Annotated in this window: 15 protein-coding genes; 5 read left to right on the forward strand and 10 right to left on the reverse strand. The window is 59.9% G+C overall.

The window, feature by feature from the left end; genetic code table 11:
• The first annotated feature begins 136 nt into the window (after nt 1-136).
• The gene (locus tag FRH_RS01445; protein ID WP_139526520.1) at nt 137-1,708 is read left to right on the forward strand and encodes an AbgT family transporter; all 1,572 of its coding nucleotides are present in this window, start codon (nt 137-139) and stop codon (nt 1,706-1,708) included.
• A 103-nt stretch (nt 1,709-1,811) separates the two neighbouring features.
• On the opposite strand, the gene rpoD is transcribed toward FRH_RS01445, so the two are convergent.
• From rpoD to rpsU, 3 genes are all read right to left on the reverse strand, one after another.
• Nucleotides 1,812-3,668 (reverse strand): RNA polymerase sigma factor RpoD, encoded by a 1,857-nt coding sequence (rpoD, locus tag FRH_RS01450; RefSeq protein ID WP_139526519.1) that lies wholly within the window; start codon nt 3,666-3,668, stop codon nt 1,812-1,814.
• 209 nt (nt 3,669-3,877) lie between these two features.
• Nucleotides 3,878-5,755, reverse strand: a complete 1,878-nt coding sequence (gene dnaG, locus FRH_RS01455; RefSeq protein ID WP_281997628.1) for a DNA primase — start codon at nt 5,753-5,755, stop codon at nt 3,878-3,880.
• 187 nt (nt 5,756-5,942) lie between these two features.
• Nucleotides 5,943-6,158: a 30S ribosomal protein S21 gene (rpsU, locus tag FRH_RS01460; RefSeq protein WP_016416934.1), complete on the reverse strand. Its 216-nt coding sequence runs from the start codon at nt 6,156-6,158 to the stop codon at nt 5,943-5,945.
• 200 nt (nt 6,159-6,358) lie between these two features.
• On the opposite strand from rpsU, the gene tsaD reads away from it, so the two are divergent.
• Nucleotides 6,359-7,402, forward strand: coding sequence for a tRNA (adenosine(37)-N6)-threonylcarbamoyltransferase complex transferase subunit TsaD (gene tsaD / locus FRH_RS01465; RefSeq protein WP_281997629.1), 1,044 nt, complete (start codon nt 6,359-6,361; stop codon nt 7,400-7,402).
• 9 nt (nt 7,403-7,411) lie between these two features.
• Here tsaD and plsY read toward each other — a convergent pair whose 3' ends face one another.
• A complete protein-coding gene (gene plsY / locus FRH_RS01470; protein ID WP_281997630.1) occupies nt 7,412-7,981 on the reverse strand; it encodes a glycerol-3-phosphate 1-O-acyltransferase PlsY in 570 nt (189 codons plus the stop codon).
• A 102-nt stretch (nt 7,982-8,083) separates the two neighbouring features.
• Between plsY and folB the strand changes: the two genes are divergently transcribed.
• Both folB and folK read left to right on the forward strand, forming a co-directional pair.
• Nucleotides 8,084-8,464 (forward strand): dihydroneopterin aldolase, encoded by a 381-nt coding sequence (gene folB / locus FRH_RS01475; protein ID WP_281997631.1) that lies wholly within the window; start codon nt 8,084-8,086, stop codon nt 8,462-8,464.
• Nucleotides 8,461-9,006 carry a 2-amino-4-hydroxy-6-hydroxymethyldihydropteridine diphosphokinase gene (gene folK / locus FRH_RS01480; protein WP_281997632.1) on the forward strand — a complete coding sequence of 182 codons (546 nt, stop codon included), beginning with the start codon at nt 8,461-8,463 and terminating at the stop codon, nt 9,004-9,006. The genes folB and folK overlap by 4 nt, the downstream gene beginning before the upstream one ends.
• Here folK and FRH_RS01485 read toward each other — a convergent pair.
• Nucleotides 9,003-10,139 carry a polynucleotide adenylyltransferase gene (locus tag FRH_RS01485; RefSeq protein WP_281997633.1) on the reverse strand — a complete coding sequence of 379 codons (1,137 nt, stop codon included), beginning with the start codon at nt 10,137-10,139 and terminating at the stop codon, nt 9,003-9,005. The two genes, folK and FRH_RS01485, sit on opposite strands and share 4 nt — an antisense overlap.
• The gene (locus FRH_RS01490; protein ID WP_139526512.1) at nt 10,140-10,955 is read right to left on the reverse strand and encodes a symmetrical bis(5'-nucleosyl)-tetraphosphatase; all 816 of its coding nucleotides are present in this window, start codon (nt 10,953-10,955) and stop codon (nt 10,140-10,142) included.
• A gap of 362 nt (nt 10,956-11,317) precedes the next feature.
• On the opposite strand from FRH_RS01490, the gene FRH_RS01495 reads away from it, so the two are divergent.
• Nucleotides 11,318-12,772 carry an FAD-dependent oxidoreductase gene (locus tag FRH_RS01495; protein WP_281997634.1) on the forward strand — a complete coding sequence of 485 codons (1,455 nt, stop codon included), beginning with the start codon at nt 11,318-11,320 and terminating at the stop codon, nt 12,770-12,772.
• Nucleotides 12,773-12,778: 6 nt separating this feature from the next.
• Here the strand turns inward: FRH_RS01495 and apaG are convergent, their stop codons facing one another.
• From apaG to FRH_RS01515, 4 genes are read right to left on the reverse strand one after another with little or no spacing between them, the layout of a single operon-like run.
• Nucleotides 12,779-13,156: a Co2+/Mg2+ efflux protein ApaG gene (gene apaG / locus FRH_RS01500; protein WP_139526510.1), complete on the reverse strand. Its 378-nt coding sequence runs from the start codon at nt 13,154-13,156 to the stop codon at nt 12,779-12,781.
• Entirely contained in the window at nt 13,153-13,995 is an 843-nt protein-coding gene (gene rsmA, locus FRH_RS01505; RefSeq protein WP_281997635.1) for a 16S rRNA (adenine(1518)-N(6)/adenine(1519)-N(6))-dimethyltransferase RsmA, read from the reverse strand. Before rsmA ends, apaG begins: the two co-directional genes overlap by 4 nt.
• A 26-nt stretch (nt 13,996-14,021) precedes the next feature.
• Nucleotides 14,022-15,065: a 4-hydroxythreonine-4-phosphate dehydrogenase PdxA gene (gene pdxA / locus FRH_RS01510; protein WP_281997636.1), complete on the reverse strand. Its 1,044-nt coding sequence runs from the start codon at nt 15,063-15,065 to the stop codon at nt 14,022-14,024.
• Nucleotides 15,065-16,105 carry a peptidylprolyl isomerase gene (locus tag FRH_RS01515; protein ID WP_139526507.1) on the reverse strand — a complete coding sequence of 347 codons (1,041 nt, stop codon included), beginning with the start codon at nt 16,103-16,105 and terminating at the stop codon, nt 15,065-15,067. Before FRH_RS01515 ends, pdxA begins: the two co-directional genes overlap by 1 nt.
• Nucleotides 16,106-16,126 lie beyond the last annotated feature (21 nt).

Consider the following 16,126-nt stretch of genomic DNA (forward strand, 5'->3'; position numbering starts at 1 on the left):
CATCAGCGGTGTTTCATTTTTTACATCTCGCTATACGTAAAGCCATTTGCGCCCTTGGCACCATCAACGTAGTGTCAGCCGATCTGTTTTCATAGGCATTTTTGCTAAACAATAACCTACCAACGATATAAACCTTATGACAAACCCACGAAATCGCGAAGAAAACCTGAACCGCGGAGCGTTCACACGCTTTCTCGATAGCGTCGAATGGCTGGGAAATCTATTACCGCACCCGGTCACACTGTTTGCCATTCTCTGTGTACTGGTCGTGCTGGCTAGCGGTATCGCTGCCGCCCTGGGCGTATCCGTCGCCGACCCGCGCCCCGCGAACGAGGGCGAGTGGATTGCGGTGAATTCACTGCTCAATGCGGAAGGGCTACGCCTTCTCGTCACCAATATGGTGACCAACTTCACCGGTTTTGCACCTTTGGGCACGGTGCTGGTGGCCATGTTAGGAGTCGGCGTTGCCGAACACTCCGGCCTATTATCGGCGAGTATGCGCGCGCTGGTGCTCAACCGCTCTCCGCGCATCGTGACTTACGCCGTAGTGTTTGCCGGGATCATGTCGAACATGGCCGCCGAGCTTGGCTATGTGGTGCTCATTCCGTTGGCCGCAATGATCTTCCATTCCTTGGGTCGCCACCCACTGGCCGGCTTGGCAGCGGCTTTCTGCGGCGTTTCCGGTGGCTATAGCGCCAACCTTTTGATCGGCACGGTCGACCCGCTGCTTTCCGGCATCACCCAAGAAGCCGCACGCCTGCTCGACCCTGCCTACGTCGTTGGCGCTGAGGCTAACTGGTTCTTCATGTTTGCCAGCACGTTCTTCGTCACCCTGATTGGCGGTTTGGTTACCGAACGCATCGTCGAACCCAAGCTTGGCAAATTCGATTCGGCCTATGCCGATAGCGATATCGACCAGCACCGTATGGATGGTCTGACCGCTACAGAGAAACGGGCACTCAAAGGTACGGGCTTAGCCGCCCTGGCGCTGGTAGCGTTAGTGGCCGTCATGGTGGTGCCGGAGAGTGGCATTCTGCGCAACCCAGAGACGGGCCTCGTGAGCGGTTCGCCGTTCCTACGCGGTATTGTGGTCATCGTTGCCATTGCGTTCACCGTACTGGGCTTTGTCTATGGCCGTTTGGCGGGCACCATGCAAAACGATCGCGATATCGTCGATGCCATGGCCAAAAGCATGAGCAGTCTCGGCCTCTATATCGTGCTGGTGTTCTTTGCCGCTCAGTTCGTGGCGCTGTTCAACTGGAGTAATTTTGGCACTGTGACTGCCGTGGCGGGCGCTGACCTGTTGGACTCCCTTGGCTTGCGAGGCCCCGGTCTGTTTGCGCTGTTCATTCTCATGTGTGCCTTCGTCAACCTGTCGCTGGGTAGCGCCTCGGCGCAGTGGGCGGTCACCGCCCCTATCTTCGTCCCCATGCTGATGCTCATGGGTTACGCGCCCGAAGTCATTCAGGCGGCGTATAGGATCGGCGATTCCGTCACCAACCTAATTACGCCCATGATGAGCTACTTTGGCCTGATTCTCGCGGTGGCGACCCGTTATCGTAACGACATGGGCATCGGCACGCTGGTGGCGCTCATGCTGCCTTACACGCTGTTCATGCTGATCGGTTGGAGTGTGCTGTTCTTTATCTGGGTGTTTATTCTTGGCCTACCGGTTGGTCCAGGCTCTGCCACTTACTACACGCTCTAAGCTTTAAACGGCATAACATAAAAAGCCCGCCGTTCAGAGAACGGCGGGCTTTTCGGTCTTCGTGGCTACTCTATTCACCACTCACTCTGCACTACTCGCGGCTTTACTCGTCCAGGAACGAGCGCAGCGGTTCTGAGCGGCTGGGGTGACGCAGCTTGCGCAGCGCTTTGGCTTCGATCTGACGAATCCGCTCGCGGGTAACGTCAAACTGTTTGCCCACTTCTTCCAGCGTGTGGTCGGTGTTCATGTCGATACCGAAACGCATACGCAGGACTTTCGCTTCGCGGGCCGTCAAACCACCCAGCACGTTGCGGGTCGCTTCGATCAAGCCTTCGCCGGTGGCCATATCGATCGGCAGTAGCATGGTGCCGTCCTCGATGAAATCCCCCAGGTGCGAATCGTCGTCATCACCAATCGGCGTCTCCATGGAGATCGGCTCTTTGGCGATCTTGAGCACCTTACGCACCTTGTCTTCAGGCATTTCCAGACGCTCGCCCAGCTCTTCCGGCGTCGGCTCGCGCCCCATCTCTTGCAGCATTTGACGGGAGACGCGGTTGAGCTTGTTGATCGTCTCGATCATGTGGACCGGAATACGAATGGTCCGCGCCTGATCGGCAATCGAGCGAGTGATGGCCTGACGAATCCACCATGTCGCATAGGTCGAGAACTTGTAGCCACGACGGTATTCGAACTTGTCCACCGCCTTCATCAAGCCAATGTTGCCTTCCTGAATCAGATCGAGGAATTGCAGGCCGCGGTTGGTGTACTTCTTGGCAATCGAGATCACCAAGCGCAAGTTCGCCTCGACCATCTCTTTCTTGGCACGACGTGCTTTCGCTTCGCCAATCGACAGCTTGCGGTTGACCTCTTTCAGATCGGCTACCGAGAGCTGCACCATGTCCTCTTCGAAGGCAATCTTGCGCTGAGAACGGGCGATATCGGCACGCAGTGGCTCTAAGCGGTCAGCGTACTTGGGCTGCGCTTCTTGGAAGGCGTCCAGCCACGTCTGATCCGACTCGTGGCCCGGGAACGACTTGATGAACGTCTTGCGCGGCACCTTGGCTTTCTTGACGCACAGCTGCATGACCGCTTTTTCTTGGGCACGCACCTGCTCGACGCTGATCCGCACTTGGCCTACCAGTCGCTCGAAGTGCTTCGGCACCAGCTTGATCGGCGAGAACAGCTCGGCGAGGCGCTCCTGTTCGAATTTCAATTCGGAGCTACCACGACCGTGTTTGGCCAGCGCGGCTTCCACCGCCGCGTTCTGCTCACGAATCTGCTCGAAACGCGCTTTAGCCTCTTCTGGATCTGGACCGCCTTCGCTGGCGCTGGTGTCTTCTTCGTCATCGTCGGCGTCGCTATCGATATCGTCATCGTCGCTCAGCTCGGTATCGACGTCAGGTTCCGGCGTTTCTGCCTCGGCAACCCCGGGGATACCTTCGTCGGGGTCGATGAAGCCAGAGAAAAGATCGGATAAGCGCCCAGGCGCTTCTTCGTCCTGAGTGGCGTCGTAGGCTTCGAGGATCGACGCGACCGCGCCCGGCAGATACGCCAGTGCGGACATCACTTCCCGCGTGCCTTCTTCGATTCGCTTGGCGATTTCGATTTCGCCTTCGCGGGTCAAAAGCTCGACCGTTCCCATTTCACGCATGTACATGCGCACGGGGTCGGTGGTGCGACCTACGTCGCTTTCCACGGCGGCGAGCGCCGCAACGGCCTCTTCCGCAGCGGACTCGTCCGTGGAGTGATCCGACATCATCAAAGTGTCTTCATCTGGCGCTTCCTCAACGACACTGATACCCATGTCGTTGATCATGCCAATGATGTCTTCCACTTGATCCGGGTCGGCGATATCCTCGGGTAGATGGTCGTTGACCTCGGCATAGGTCAGGTAGCCCTGCTCCTTGCCGCGCGCGATCAACTCCTTCAGACGTGACTGCTGCTGCGCATTTCCAGCCATAGAAACCCTATCTCGACGAAGAAGAATGAAACACCTGGGGCGCTGAATCGATTAAACTCAACAAGCCGAACAGTATAGCGTAAATAGCGGGATTTTTTCCAGCGAAACGTATTTGCGCGGTCATTCAGGTGTGTTAGGTTGTTCGGTTAGGCCAGCGCCTGGCGACTAACCCTATATGTGGTGTTGAAGCGTCGTAATTCAACCCCTCGCTATGTATTGCTCTTGACCGGTCTGTCTCCTGAGCGCTGAACCAGCTCCATCATCAGACTCGCCAATCGCTGACGCTGCTCCTTATCCAGCCTCTGTCCAGAGCGCTCCAGCGCCAGCAGCGCATCGTACTCTTCCTGAGGCGAGCGCTTGCGCTGCTTTTCTAGCAAATGTTCGACCAAACCATTGAGCTCCGCCTCCCGAGTGCTTTTCGGAATCAGCAGCTCACGCTGGGCGAGCTCGGCCAACACCTGACCCTCATGGCTACCCTGAAAATGCGCCAGCACCACCTGCGGACTCCGGTAGCGCCCGGCGCGCAGCAGCGCGATCAGGTCGCGACACAGCGGTGCCTCTTCGCTGTTGTCGGGTAGCCACTCCAACGTCTCGGGCAGCACCGTCACCAAGCGTGGTTCGTGAAGCAGTAGCTGTACGATCCGAGCCACCGTCGATAGCGCCTGCAGCTTCGCTCCCTGACGGCGGCGGGCAGCAGGGCGTGAAGTCTCGTCCGCCACCACCGGCTCGAGCGCCGCGTCATCCACTGGCTCCCACTGCGGCGGTGCGCTGGCGGAAGCGGTGCGCTTATCCAGCAGCGCCTGAAGCTGCGACTGGGCCAGCCCGCTGCGTTTGGCCAGTGACTCGAGCAGTAGCGATTTCAGCATACCGTCAGGCACCTTGTTCAGCGCCTCCAGCACTTGACTCGCAAATCGCTCGCGCCCTTCCACCGTATTCAAATCGCGCCCCTGGGCGGCCTGCTCGAAGAGAAACTCCGAGAGCGGCATCGCACAGGTGACACGATCTTCGAACGCCTCTCTGCCCTCTCGACGCACCAGCGAATCCGGGTCGTCACCTTCCGGCAAAAACAGAAACCTTGCCTCGCGCCCATCGATCATCTGCGGGAGAGCGGTTTCCAGCGCGCGACTTGCCGCCTGGCGGCCCGCCCGGTCACCGTCGAAGCAGAACACTACCCGGCTCACCAAACGAAACAGGCGGCTCAAGTGATCTTCAGTGGTCGCCGTGCCCAACGTAGCGACGGCGTTATGAATGCCGAACTGAGCCAGCGCCACCACGTCCATATAGCCTTCGACCATCACCAACTGCTCGAGTTTGCTAGACGCTTGACGCGCCTCGTACAAACCGTATAGCTCGCGCCCTTTATGAAAGACAGGCGTTTCTGGTGAATTGAGATATTTGGGCTGTTCATCCCCCATGACCCGGCCGCCAAAGCCTAGGGTACGACCACGCAAGTCGCGGATGGGAAACATCACTCGGTCGCGAAAACGATCGTAGGTGCGCCCAGTGTCTTCGCGGTGGATCAGCAGTCCGTACTCGACCTGTACCGGCTCGCCGATCCCTTTTGCCGACAGATGCTGCTTGAGCGCCTCCCAGCCACCCGGCGCATAACCAATACCGTAGGTGTCGATGACCTCTGGCGACAGTCCGCGGCCCTGCAGGTAGCGCTGAGCACTTTGACCCTCCTGCATTTTCAGCCGCTCGCGGTAGAAGCTGGCGGCCACTTCCAGCAGGTTGACGCCCTCTTTACGCTTTTTCTCGCGCTGCTGAGCACGCGGGTCATCCGCTCCCTCACGGGGAACATCGAGACCTAAACGCCCGGCCAACTGCTCTACCGCTTCGGGGAACGGCAGCTTGTCGTACTCCATCAAAAAGCGCAGCGCGTTGCCATGAGCGCCACAGCCAAAGCAGTGGTAAAACTGCTTGTCGGCACTCACCGTGAACGACGGTGTTTTTTCCTGATGGAAAGGGCACAAACCGGAGAAGTTACGACCCGCTTTCTTAAGCTGCACGCGCTCGCCGACAACCTCCACCACGTCAACGCGGCCGAGCAGGTCGTCAATGAAACGCTGTGGAATTTGGCCTGCCATGAACTGCGGGCATCCTCGCGCGAAGCGCTAATGGGCGGGTCTAACGTCATCAGACAATGCGCCTGATCACCTTAAACCGCGCAAAACACACATCACAGAACGAAAAACAAACGGCCACCTAGTGGCGGCCGCTTGGCATCCCTCTTGGGATAACCGGTCAATTGCGCTGGCTATCCCCAGGTACGGATCAATAGAGCCGTTCGAAACGCTTACGCTCACGCTGCAACTTCTTAGCGTGACGTTTTACGGCAGCGGCCGCTTTGCGTTTACGCTCAGCAGTCGGCTTCTCGTAGTGCTCGCGACGACGTACTTCAGACAGAACGCCAGCTTTTTCGCAAGAACGCTTGAAGCGACGCAGGGCGACGTCAAACGGCTCGTTATCACGTACTTTTACAGAAGGCATTAAGCACTCACCTACCTTAAGGAGTCTTGAGTTCGGATAGTACGCACACCGAACACAACGGTGTACGACCCAGTTTTACAGCGCACAGTAGTCTAGTCGCGGTTGACGATCTTTGCAAATGCTTACGCCCCTCTACTGCCATAATGCTAGACTAGCCGGTTTGTAACCTCTGTCTTACCACCTACACGAGTTCTTTTGCCATGCGCGTACTGGGCATTGAAACGTCTTGCGACGAAACCGGCGTCGCCATTTACGATACCGCGTTCACCGGCGGGCGCGGCCTGTTGGCCGATGCGCTGTATAGCCAAATCGCCATGCATGCGGAGTACGGCGGCGTCGTGCCGGAGCTGGCCTCCCGAGATCACACCCGCAAGCTGTTGCCGTTGATCGAGCAAGTATTGAAAGACGCCCAGCTCACCCGCCAAGACCTGGACGGTATCGCTTACACCGCCGGACCGGGCCTCGTCGGCGCTCTGATGGTTGGCGCCAGCACTGCCCACGGCATGGCCAAAGCGCTGAACATACCGGTGCTGGGCGTTCACCACATGGAGGGTCACCTGCTCGCCCCGATGCTGGAAGATGACGCCCCCGATTTCCCGTTCGTGGCCCTTCTGGTCTCGGGCGGCCACACTCAGCTAGTCGAAGTACAGGGGTTAGGGCACTACCAACTGCTGGGGGAGTCGGTGGATGACGCCGCCGGGGAGGCTTTCGACAAGGCCGCCAAAATGCTCGGCCTTGCTTATCCAGGCGGACCGATGGTCGCAAAGCTTGCCGAACAGGGCGACCCGACGCGCTTTCGTTTTCCGCGCCCAATGACTGATCGTCCGGGGCTGGACTTCAGTTTCTCAGGCCTTAAAACCCACACCCTAACGGCCATTCGACAGCTAGAAGCGGCAGACGAATTGGATGATCAGGCGAAGGCCGACGTTGCGCGAGCCTTCGAAGAAGCCGTCGTCGATACACTGGTGATCAAATGCCGCCGCGCCCTTGACCAAACCGGCCTAAAACGCATCGTGATGGCAGGCGGCGTCAGCGCCAATACTCGCCTGCGTGAACGGCTAGCGCTGGAGACCCAAAAGCGCCAAGCCCGTGCTTATTACCCTCGCGGGCGCTTTTGTACCGACAACGGCGCCATGATTGCCTATGTCGGTGCGCAGCGCTTGGCAGCCGGCGAGCGGGATGACAACGGCGTGATGCAGGCGACCCCTCGCTGGCCGCTCGATACGCTTACCGCACCACGGTAGCTCTCGCGCCTATCCGCGTAGGGGCGGCTCTTCCCCGCGGCGCAAACGGCGAATATTGAGGCCATGGCGGGCCAATACGAGCAGGCTAAAGCCCCCTACAACGCTGACGTAGCCGGGGGCTAGCCAGAGACACAGCAGCGGTGCCAACAGCGCGCTAACGAGCGATGCCGCCGCCGCCGTGCGCAAACGCCACGCGAGTAGCGCCCAGCAAAGCGCCGTGAGCAGCGCCACGCTGGGTACCAGCACCAACAGCACGCCAAACGCGCTGGAGACCGACTTTCCGCCGCGAAAGCCGTGCCAGATCGGATAGCTATGGCCCAGCAACACGGCCAGCCCCACGAGACCTTGCAACCATACCGGCAGCGCCAGCAGCTTGGCAGCCAGTACGGCAGGCACCCCTTTTAACGCATCGAGCAGCAGCGTGGCCGCGGCGAGCCTTGGACCATATAGGCGGAGCACGTTCGAAAATCCTGGGTTGTAAGAGCCGCAAAACCGTGGATCCGTCACACCGGCCCACCGACATACGCTCACCGCCGCCAGCCAACTACCGCTCAAATAACCGATTACGATCCATATCATGGACTGCCTACCCTGGCATGGGCGGCCGACGCCGCTGCCTTACTGTCGTTTCTGGTCATCCTCAAGTACAATCGCCCGCTTGTTGACCCTGGGGGAAGGCCTGTGGACCGCATTTTGATCGAAGCACTCACCGTCGACACCGTCATCGGTGTGTACGACTGGGAACGCACGATAACGCAATCGCTGAGCCTGGATCTATCGCTGGCAACGGATATTCGGCCAGCTGCCGCCACGGACGAGCTACGCCTAACGCTGGATTATGCCGCTATCTGCCAGCGAATCCAGCAGTTTGCCGACGAGCATCAATTCGCCTTGGTGGAAACGTTCGCAGAGCGCCTTGCTGCCTGCTTGCAGCACGAATTTCCGATCAGTTGGCTTCGCATGACCGTCCGCAAACCCGGTGCCGTTCCTCAAGCGGCCAGCGTCGGCCTGGAAATCACGCGCGGCACGCTGCCGGAGGCCACGCAGGACACACCGTTATGAATCTGGTCACACTGAGCTTGGGCAGCAACATCGATCCTGACACCCATATCCGACTTTGCCTAGACGCCCTGGAAGATACCTTTGGCCCGCTGCAGATATCACGCATTTTCGAAAGTGAGCCGGTCGGCTTCAACGATAGCCGCAACTTCTACAACTTGGTGGTCGCTTTCTATAGCGACTGGTCGGTGAGCGAGCTTCAAGCATGGTCCAAAGAGCTCGAAATCGCCCACGGCCGAACGCCGGACATGATGAAATGCAGCCCCCGCGCGCTGGACATCGATCTACTGACCGTCGGCGATGCCTGCGGGGTCATTGATGACGTCGCGCTGCCGCGTGGCGAAATCACCCGTAACGCCTTCGTGCTTCAACCCCTGGCGGAGCTTTTGCCCAACACGCGCCACCCCGCCTGCCAAACCCCCTATGCCACACTCTGGAAGCGCTTTACCTTAGGCGACCAACGCCTATGGCCGATCGATTTTCACTGGCGAGGCCGCTGGATTTCCCAAGCCGAGCCGCAGCTCCGGGTGGCCATAGCGCGCTAGCGCGACGCCCCCTCGTCTAACGCGCCTGCCACCGCTTTTTGGCGATGCTGGCGCAGCGCGTCTCCTAGGGCGGCGCCACGATACCCCTCACCGAGCAATGCCTGGGGGCTCACTGCCTGAGCGGCTTGCCACGCCTTCTCTAGCCGGGGTTGGCGCGCCGGTGCCAAACGGCTGACAAGTTGTAACTGCGCAATGACTTGAGCGGGTTTGCGCCAGCCATCCAAGCGCTCCAACCAGTGCAGCACTCGCTCATCGTCGAGCGGTTCATCGAGCAGCGCTTTCGTCAGCGCGGTATGGCGGGCCAACTGCGCCACCGCGTTGGGCAGCAGCAGCCTGCTCGCTAACGCGTCGCGCTGCTCATCACTAAGCACCGACACCAATAGCGCATAGCGCCAGTGGGCCAGCGCGGGTGACGAGGTCTCAGGCGCGCTGGCTAGCGCATCGAGGGCAGCAGCCAACGTTTCGTCATCGGCAAGTTCCGGCCACCAAGTGGCCAGCGCTTGGCACTCGTGTAGCGTCGTGAAATAGCGCTCTGGATTGGATTCGCCCAGCGCTTTTTCGGTCTCGACCCACACCCGCTCTGCGGCGAGATGGCCAAGTTCGCCGCTTTCACTAACATGACGCATCAACGCCTGGGTATCTGGGGCGATGGCAAAGCCCAGATGCGCATAGCGAGCTAAAAAGCGCGCGGTACGTAGCACCCGCAGCGGATCTTCGCTGAAGGCAGGCGATACGTGGCGCAACAGGCGTTGCTGGATATCCTGCCGACCGTGAAACGGGTCGGTCAGCGCTCCGTTAGTCCCTTGAGCGATGGCATTGATCGTCAGGTCACGCCGTGACAGATCTTCCTCCAGCGTCACGTCCGGGCTGGCATACACCTCGAAGCCCCCGTAGCCATGACCAGATTTGCGCTCGGTGCGCGCCAGCGCATACTCCTCTGACGTATGGGGATGCAAAAAAACCGGAAAGTCGCGACCCACAGGCTTGAAGCCCCGCCGACGCATGTCGTCCGGCGTCGCCCCTACTACGACCCAGTCGTGATCGACCACCGGCCAGCCCAGCAACGCATCCCGCACTGCTCCACCTACCCGGTACACCTCTAACCCTTGGGTAAGAGCATCCTGTTGAAACACTTAACGGCCTCCTTGCTGGCTAATCACGCAGGTGCGCTCGCCGGTCTCCAGATTCATAGCGGTCAACGCGCCGCCCCATACACAGCCGGTGTCCAGCCCCTCGACGTTGATCTTGGCGTGGGGCGTGCGCCCCTCCAACGCGGCCCAGTGGCCAAACATTAGGCGTATATCATCCTGACGTGGAAACTGGAACCAGGGAGCGAATCCATCAGGGGCGCTATCGAGCCCCTCTTTGGCCGCAAAATCGAGACGCTCCTGGGTGTCGATGAAGCGCATCCGGGTCAACACGTTGACGATACAGCGCAGACGATCCATGCCTTCCAGGTCGTCCCGAAAACGATCCGGCTGATTGCCAAAAAGCTGGGACAGAAACTCGCCCGAACGCTCGCTCTGAAGTGCCGACTGCACTTCACCGCTAAGCGCTAGCGCCTGCTCGGCACTCCAACTTGGCAGTAGGCCCGCGTGCGCCATGAGCGTACTCTCCTCGCGCACGACCAGGGGCTGGTTCTGCAGCCAATCCAGCAGCGACTCACGCTGGGGAGATGCCAGAATATCGTCCAAGGTATCGTTCTTTTTCAACTTGCCGCCCCCACGAGCCACCACCAGCAAATGAAAATCGTGGTTGCCCAGCACGCAGCGCACGGCCCCCCCCAACGCCTTGGCCTCCATCAGGCAAGCGAGCGAACCAGGGCCGCGATTAATCAGATCCCCTACCAGCCAAAGCCTATCCTGGGCCGGGTTGAAGCGTAGTTTTTCCAACAGGCTGACAAATTCGGCATGGCAACCATGGAGATCGCCAATGGCGTACGTACTCATAGGCTAAGGCCTTGTGATGAATGGAATGAAAATGATGGACAACACGCCTAACGACTCAGGGGAACGCCTCGGCGTTATCTCCCTCCAGCAGCACAAAAATTCTGGAGCAATCGGCAAAGTTACATCACTATGTACTCAGACAGCTCGCGACTCTCTGTTAAGGATAACGGTACGCTGATGAGCCCTTACTTGCCGCGTCACTCCCCGATCGATCTTGCCCGCCGAGACGTTTTAAGATGCCTGCTTGTTTCGACAGGCACCGTGCTCACCCTAAGCCGGTGGCCGATAGCGGCTGCACAATCCGTCTCTCCACCGGCGCCGGTACTGGTGAACGGTTGGCTGCTAAGCGCTGAAGATCGCTAATGTATCTCGCCTTTGACACCCTCGCGACCCAAGCAACCGACTACGACATCTGCATCATCGGTGCCGGTGCAGCCGGGATCGCCATGGCCGTGACGCTGGCTGAGCAAGGGCATCGTACGTTGCTGTGCGAAGGTGGAGAGGCCTCTTACAGCGAGCGCTCCCAAGCCATTTACCGAGGCGAGGTCGTCGGCGACCCCTACATTCCCCTGGATGACGCACGCCTACGCTATTTAGGTGGCTCTACCAATCACTGGGGCGGGGTATGTAGGCCTTTGGACGCCCACGATTTTACTGCAAAGACGGCCGCTCCTGATACGGCTTGGCCAATTACTCAAGAGGCGCTCGCGCCCTATTACACCCAGGCCGCCAAGCTACTGAATTTAACGCAACCCCATGCCGATTACCCGGTGCCCGGCTCAGGATTTGAGCGTATTTACTTCTCTTTGGGCAACCCTGTGCGGCTGAAAGATAAATATGCCGCCACACTCAATGCGTATGCCCATGTTGACTACTGTCTGACGGCCAATTTGGTGGCGCTTGAACGTCACGCTGGCCGAGTCGAGCGCGCCACCTTGCGTAACTTTCAGGGGGATGAGTGCCAGGTTCGTGCACGATACTTCGTACTCGCCTGCGGCGGCATCGAAAACTCGCGACTGCTGCTGTGGTTAAACCAGCAATCCAATGGTCAGCTTATCCGCGACGCCTCGACATTGGGTCGCTATTGGATGGAGCATCCGCATGCTTCCGTGGGCCAAGCACTGCTGTTTGAGCCGCAGGCACTGGGGCTGGATCAAGAGTACAACGTCTTTTTATCCCCCACTCCCGATATGCTTTCCAAGCGCCAGTTGCTCAACTGCGGCCTGCGCTTACACCGCATGAACGGGGAGGCCACTCAGCAGTTGATCGATACGCTGTCACAAGACGCGCCAGCACTAGGAGAACAGCTCTCCACGTGGCAAGCCCAAGGTCGCGTCATGCATGGCGTGATTCTACGCGCCGCCTGGGAGCAGGAGCCGCGTTTCGACAATCGAGTGGCGCTGGATACGGAGGTCGATGAGTTCGGTATCCCACGCAGTCGGCTTATTTGGCAGCAGTCAGCGCTAGACCGCCACACCATTCGCGACAGTATGCTGCTACTTGGAGAACACCTGCTCAACCAGAATATCGGGCGCTTAAAGCTCGCTGATTGGTTAGCTGCCCAGCCTGTCGTAATGCCCAGCGAAGGCGAGCTGGCGGGGCGCCACCATATGGGCGGTACTCGGATGAGCCATCGCGCCGAACAGGGGATCGTCAATAGTGACTGTCGCCTGTTCGACCAAAAAAACATGTACTTAGCGGGGTCAAGCGTGTTTCCAAGCGTCGGCCACGCCAACCCTACGCTGACGATCGTTCAACTGGCGTTGCGCCTTTGTGACCATTTAGATCGCCAACTCAGGCGACCGTCCCACGCCTGATCAGCGTCAATGTAGCTGCCGTGGAACGGCGAGCCGAAACGGTGCAATGGGCACGTCGAAGGCTCGTTGGGTATAGGTATTGAGCAGCGTATAAGCCCCCTCCATCACCCCCACCGGCGTTTGTAAGATCGCTCGACTGGTGTAGCGAAAACGCTGACCAGGGCCAATCAGCGGCTGCTGGCCCACCACGCCTTTGCCGCGTACCTCTTGGCTATCGCCGCTGCCCTGGGTGATCTTCCAGTAACGCGCCATTAGCTGCACGCTATGTGGGCTTTGATTGTGGACCGTTACGGTGTAACTAAACACGTAGCGGGATTCACTGTCGCTCGACTCGGCATCACGAAACTCGGGCGTAACGCTGACCTCGATCTCCAAACCACTCACCCCTCGTCGCCTCCCTGGCGGTCGTTGTCTGCGCTGGCCGACTCGTAGGCCGCGACCTGATTGGCGATGGTGACGTACTCCGCCACCGTCAGGGTTTGCGGGCGTCGCGCCGGGTCGATGCCCAACGCTTCCAACGTCTCGGCGCTGACCCGCCCTTTCAGGTTATTGCGCAGCGTTTTACGCCGCTGCCCAAAGGCCAGCTTGACCAGTTCGAACAGCAGGGCCGGATCGTCGGCGATGTGAGGCAGGTGCTCAAAGGGAGTGAGACGCACGATCGCGGAGTCCACCTTCGGGCGCGGCACGAAGGCCTCCGGTGGCACGATGAACAGCTGATCGACCTGACAGTAGTATTGCGCCATCACCGACAGGCGACCCCAGTCGGTGCTGCCCGGCTCGGCGGCCAAGCGCTCCACCACCTCTTTCTGCAGCATGAAGTGCATATCGGCGATGGCGCTGCCCATACTCAGCAAATGCACGATCAAAGGCGTGGAAATGTTGTAAGGCAGGTTACCCACTACCCTCAGCGCCGGGCCCTCGCCCTTGAGCTCGGCAAAATCGAACTTCAGCGCGTCGCCTTCATGAATCACGAATTCAGGGTAGTTAAAAAACTGCACCCGCAGGCCTGGAATCAGATCGCGGTCCAGCTCGATCACCTCCAGCTTTCCCGCCGCTTCCAGCAGCGGCGCCGTCAGTGCACCTTGCCCGGGGCCAATTTCGACGAGTCGGTCGCCTTCGCGTGGCCCAATGGCGCGGACGATACGCGAAATGATGCCGAGGTCACGCAGAAAGTTCTGACCGAAGCGTTTACGAGCACGGTGCTGCTGAGGCACTTGAGACATCTAACAGTGTTCCTTGGAGGGTTGATTCATGAAGCGGCCAGGGAGCTGGCACGCTGAGCGGCAAGCCGCTGCGCGAGGGCAAGCGCGACGCCCAGGCTATTGGGGTCGGCAGTACCGTGGCCCGCCAAATCCAGCGCGGTGCCGTGGTCCACCGAGGTGCGCACCAGCGGCAGCCCCAGGGTAATGTTCGCGGCCTGACCAAAGCCGGCGTATTTTAGCACTGCCAAGCCCTGGTCGTGATACATCGCGAGGACGGCATCGACCCCGGCCAAATGACGCGGCGTGAATAGCGTATCGGCGGGCAGCGGCCCTTGGATTTCCAACCCGTCGGAACGCAGCGCGTCGAGAGCCGGAATGATCGTGTCCAGCTCTTCGCGCCCCAAATGCCCCTCTTCCCCGGCATGGGGGTTGAGGCCGCACACCGCAATGCGCGGATTCGAGATGCCGAATTGGCGCTTCAAGTCAGCGGCCAGCAGGCGAGTAATCTGGGTGACCCGCTCGAATGTGATGGCATCGGCCACGTCACGCAGCGGCAGGTGAGTCGTCACCAGCGCCACGCGCAAATCGCCGCTGCCTTGCCAAAGCGGGTTCTTGGCATGCAGCGCGGCATCGGTCGCCAACAGCATCACCACCTCATCGACGCCACAGGCGTCGCGCAACCACTCGGTATGGCCGGTGAAATGGGGAAAACCCCCTTCGATGATGACCCCTTTATGCAGCGGCGCGGTGACCATAGCCGCAGCCTGCCCTGCTTGGCAGGCGTCTACGGCGATTTGCAGTGTCTCCAACACGTAGCGGGCATTGGCGGGATCGAGCACCCCAGGCGTGGCAGGCGCTCGCAGTGTGGCGGGCCACACCACCAAACGCCCTGGAGAGGATATATCCAAGCCACCCGGCGTGGCCTCGACGACCTCTACGGCCAGCCCGAGCAGCGCGGCGCGCTGGCGCAGCATCTGCGGGTCACCCACCGCAACCGTGTTGGCTAATTGCCCACGAGCGGCCAGCATCAGCGCAAGCTCTGGCCCGATGCCCGCGGGCTCACCGGTGGTCAACAGCAGCGGCCGCGTCATTAGAGACGAATATCCACGAAGGCCTGTTCACGGATTTCACGCTGCCAGGTTTGCAGCTCTTCGTTGGCACGACGCTGGAAAATCGCTTGGCGCACCTGCTCACGACGGCTCTCTTCGGTCACGTCCTGACGGCGACGCTCCAGCACTTCGATGACGTGATAGCCGAACTGCGAGCGCACAGGCTCGGAGAGCTGGTTCGGGCTGAGAGACGTCATGGCTTCTTCAAACGCAGGGACCGTTTGTCCAGGGCGCACCCAGCCCAGGTCGCCGCCGTTCATGGCGCTACCACGATCGTCGCTGTACTCACGGGCCACCGACGCGAACTCTGCGCCCTGCTGTAAACGCTGGCGAGCCTCTTCTGCGCGGGCACGGGCTTGGTTCTCGTTACGCGTAGGCGTCAGTTCCACCAGGATATGGCGGGCACGGGTTTCTTCGATAAAGGCTTGGCCCTGCTGCTGGCTCGGCTGCTGGCTCAAGAAACGCTCCACATCGCGATCGGAGACCGTGACACGCTGACTGATCTGGCGCTGCTGTACTTGGCGCATTAACATTTCACGACGTACGTCTTCGCGCACGTCGGCCAGGGTAATGCCGTCGGCTTCTACCGCATCGGCAAACTGGTCCAGCGTCATGCCGTTGGATTCGGCAATGCTGCGCAGCTGGCGGTTGAGTTCGGTGTCATCCACGCTCAGATTGGCTCGGCGGGCCATTTGCAGCTGGATTTCATCCATGACCATACGCTCCAACACTTGCTGGGCCAGCTGGTTACGCGGCGGCAAATTGCCGCCCTGAGCCGCTGCTTGCTGCTCCACCTGGGCAATGCGGTCATCCAACTCGCTGCGCATGATGACGCCATCATTGACGACTGCGACGACGCTATCCAACTGCTGACGCTGGGCCGACTCGAAGTTTTGCGCATGAACGGTCAGCGGAACCAGCGCCGCACCCGTGCCCAGGCAGAGCACCATCAGGCTGCCTGCGGACAGCTGGGTGGCTCGTTTCTTCAGCGCGCAGCTCAGCAAGGTCTTTCTGATCATCATAAAAAGTCTCTTTCAGTCGCT

It is taken from the genome of Halomonas sp. A020 (assembly GCF_027943625.1).
Taxonomy (GTDB): Bacteria; Pseudomonadota; Gammaproteobacteria; order Pseudomonadales; family Halomonadaceae; genus Vreelandella; species Vreelandella piezotolerans.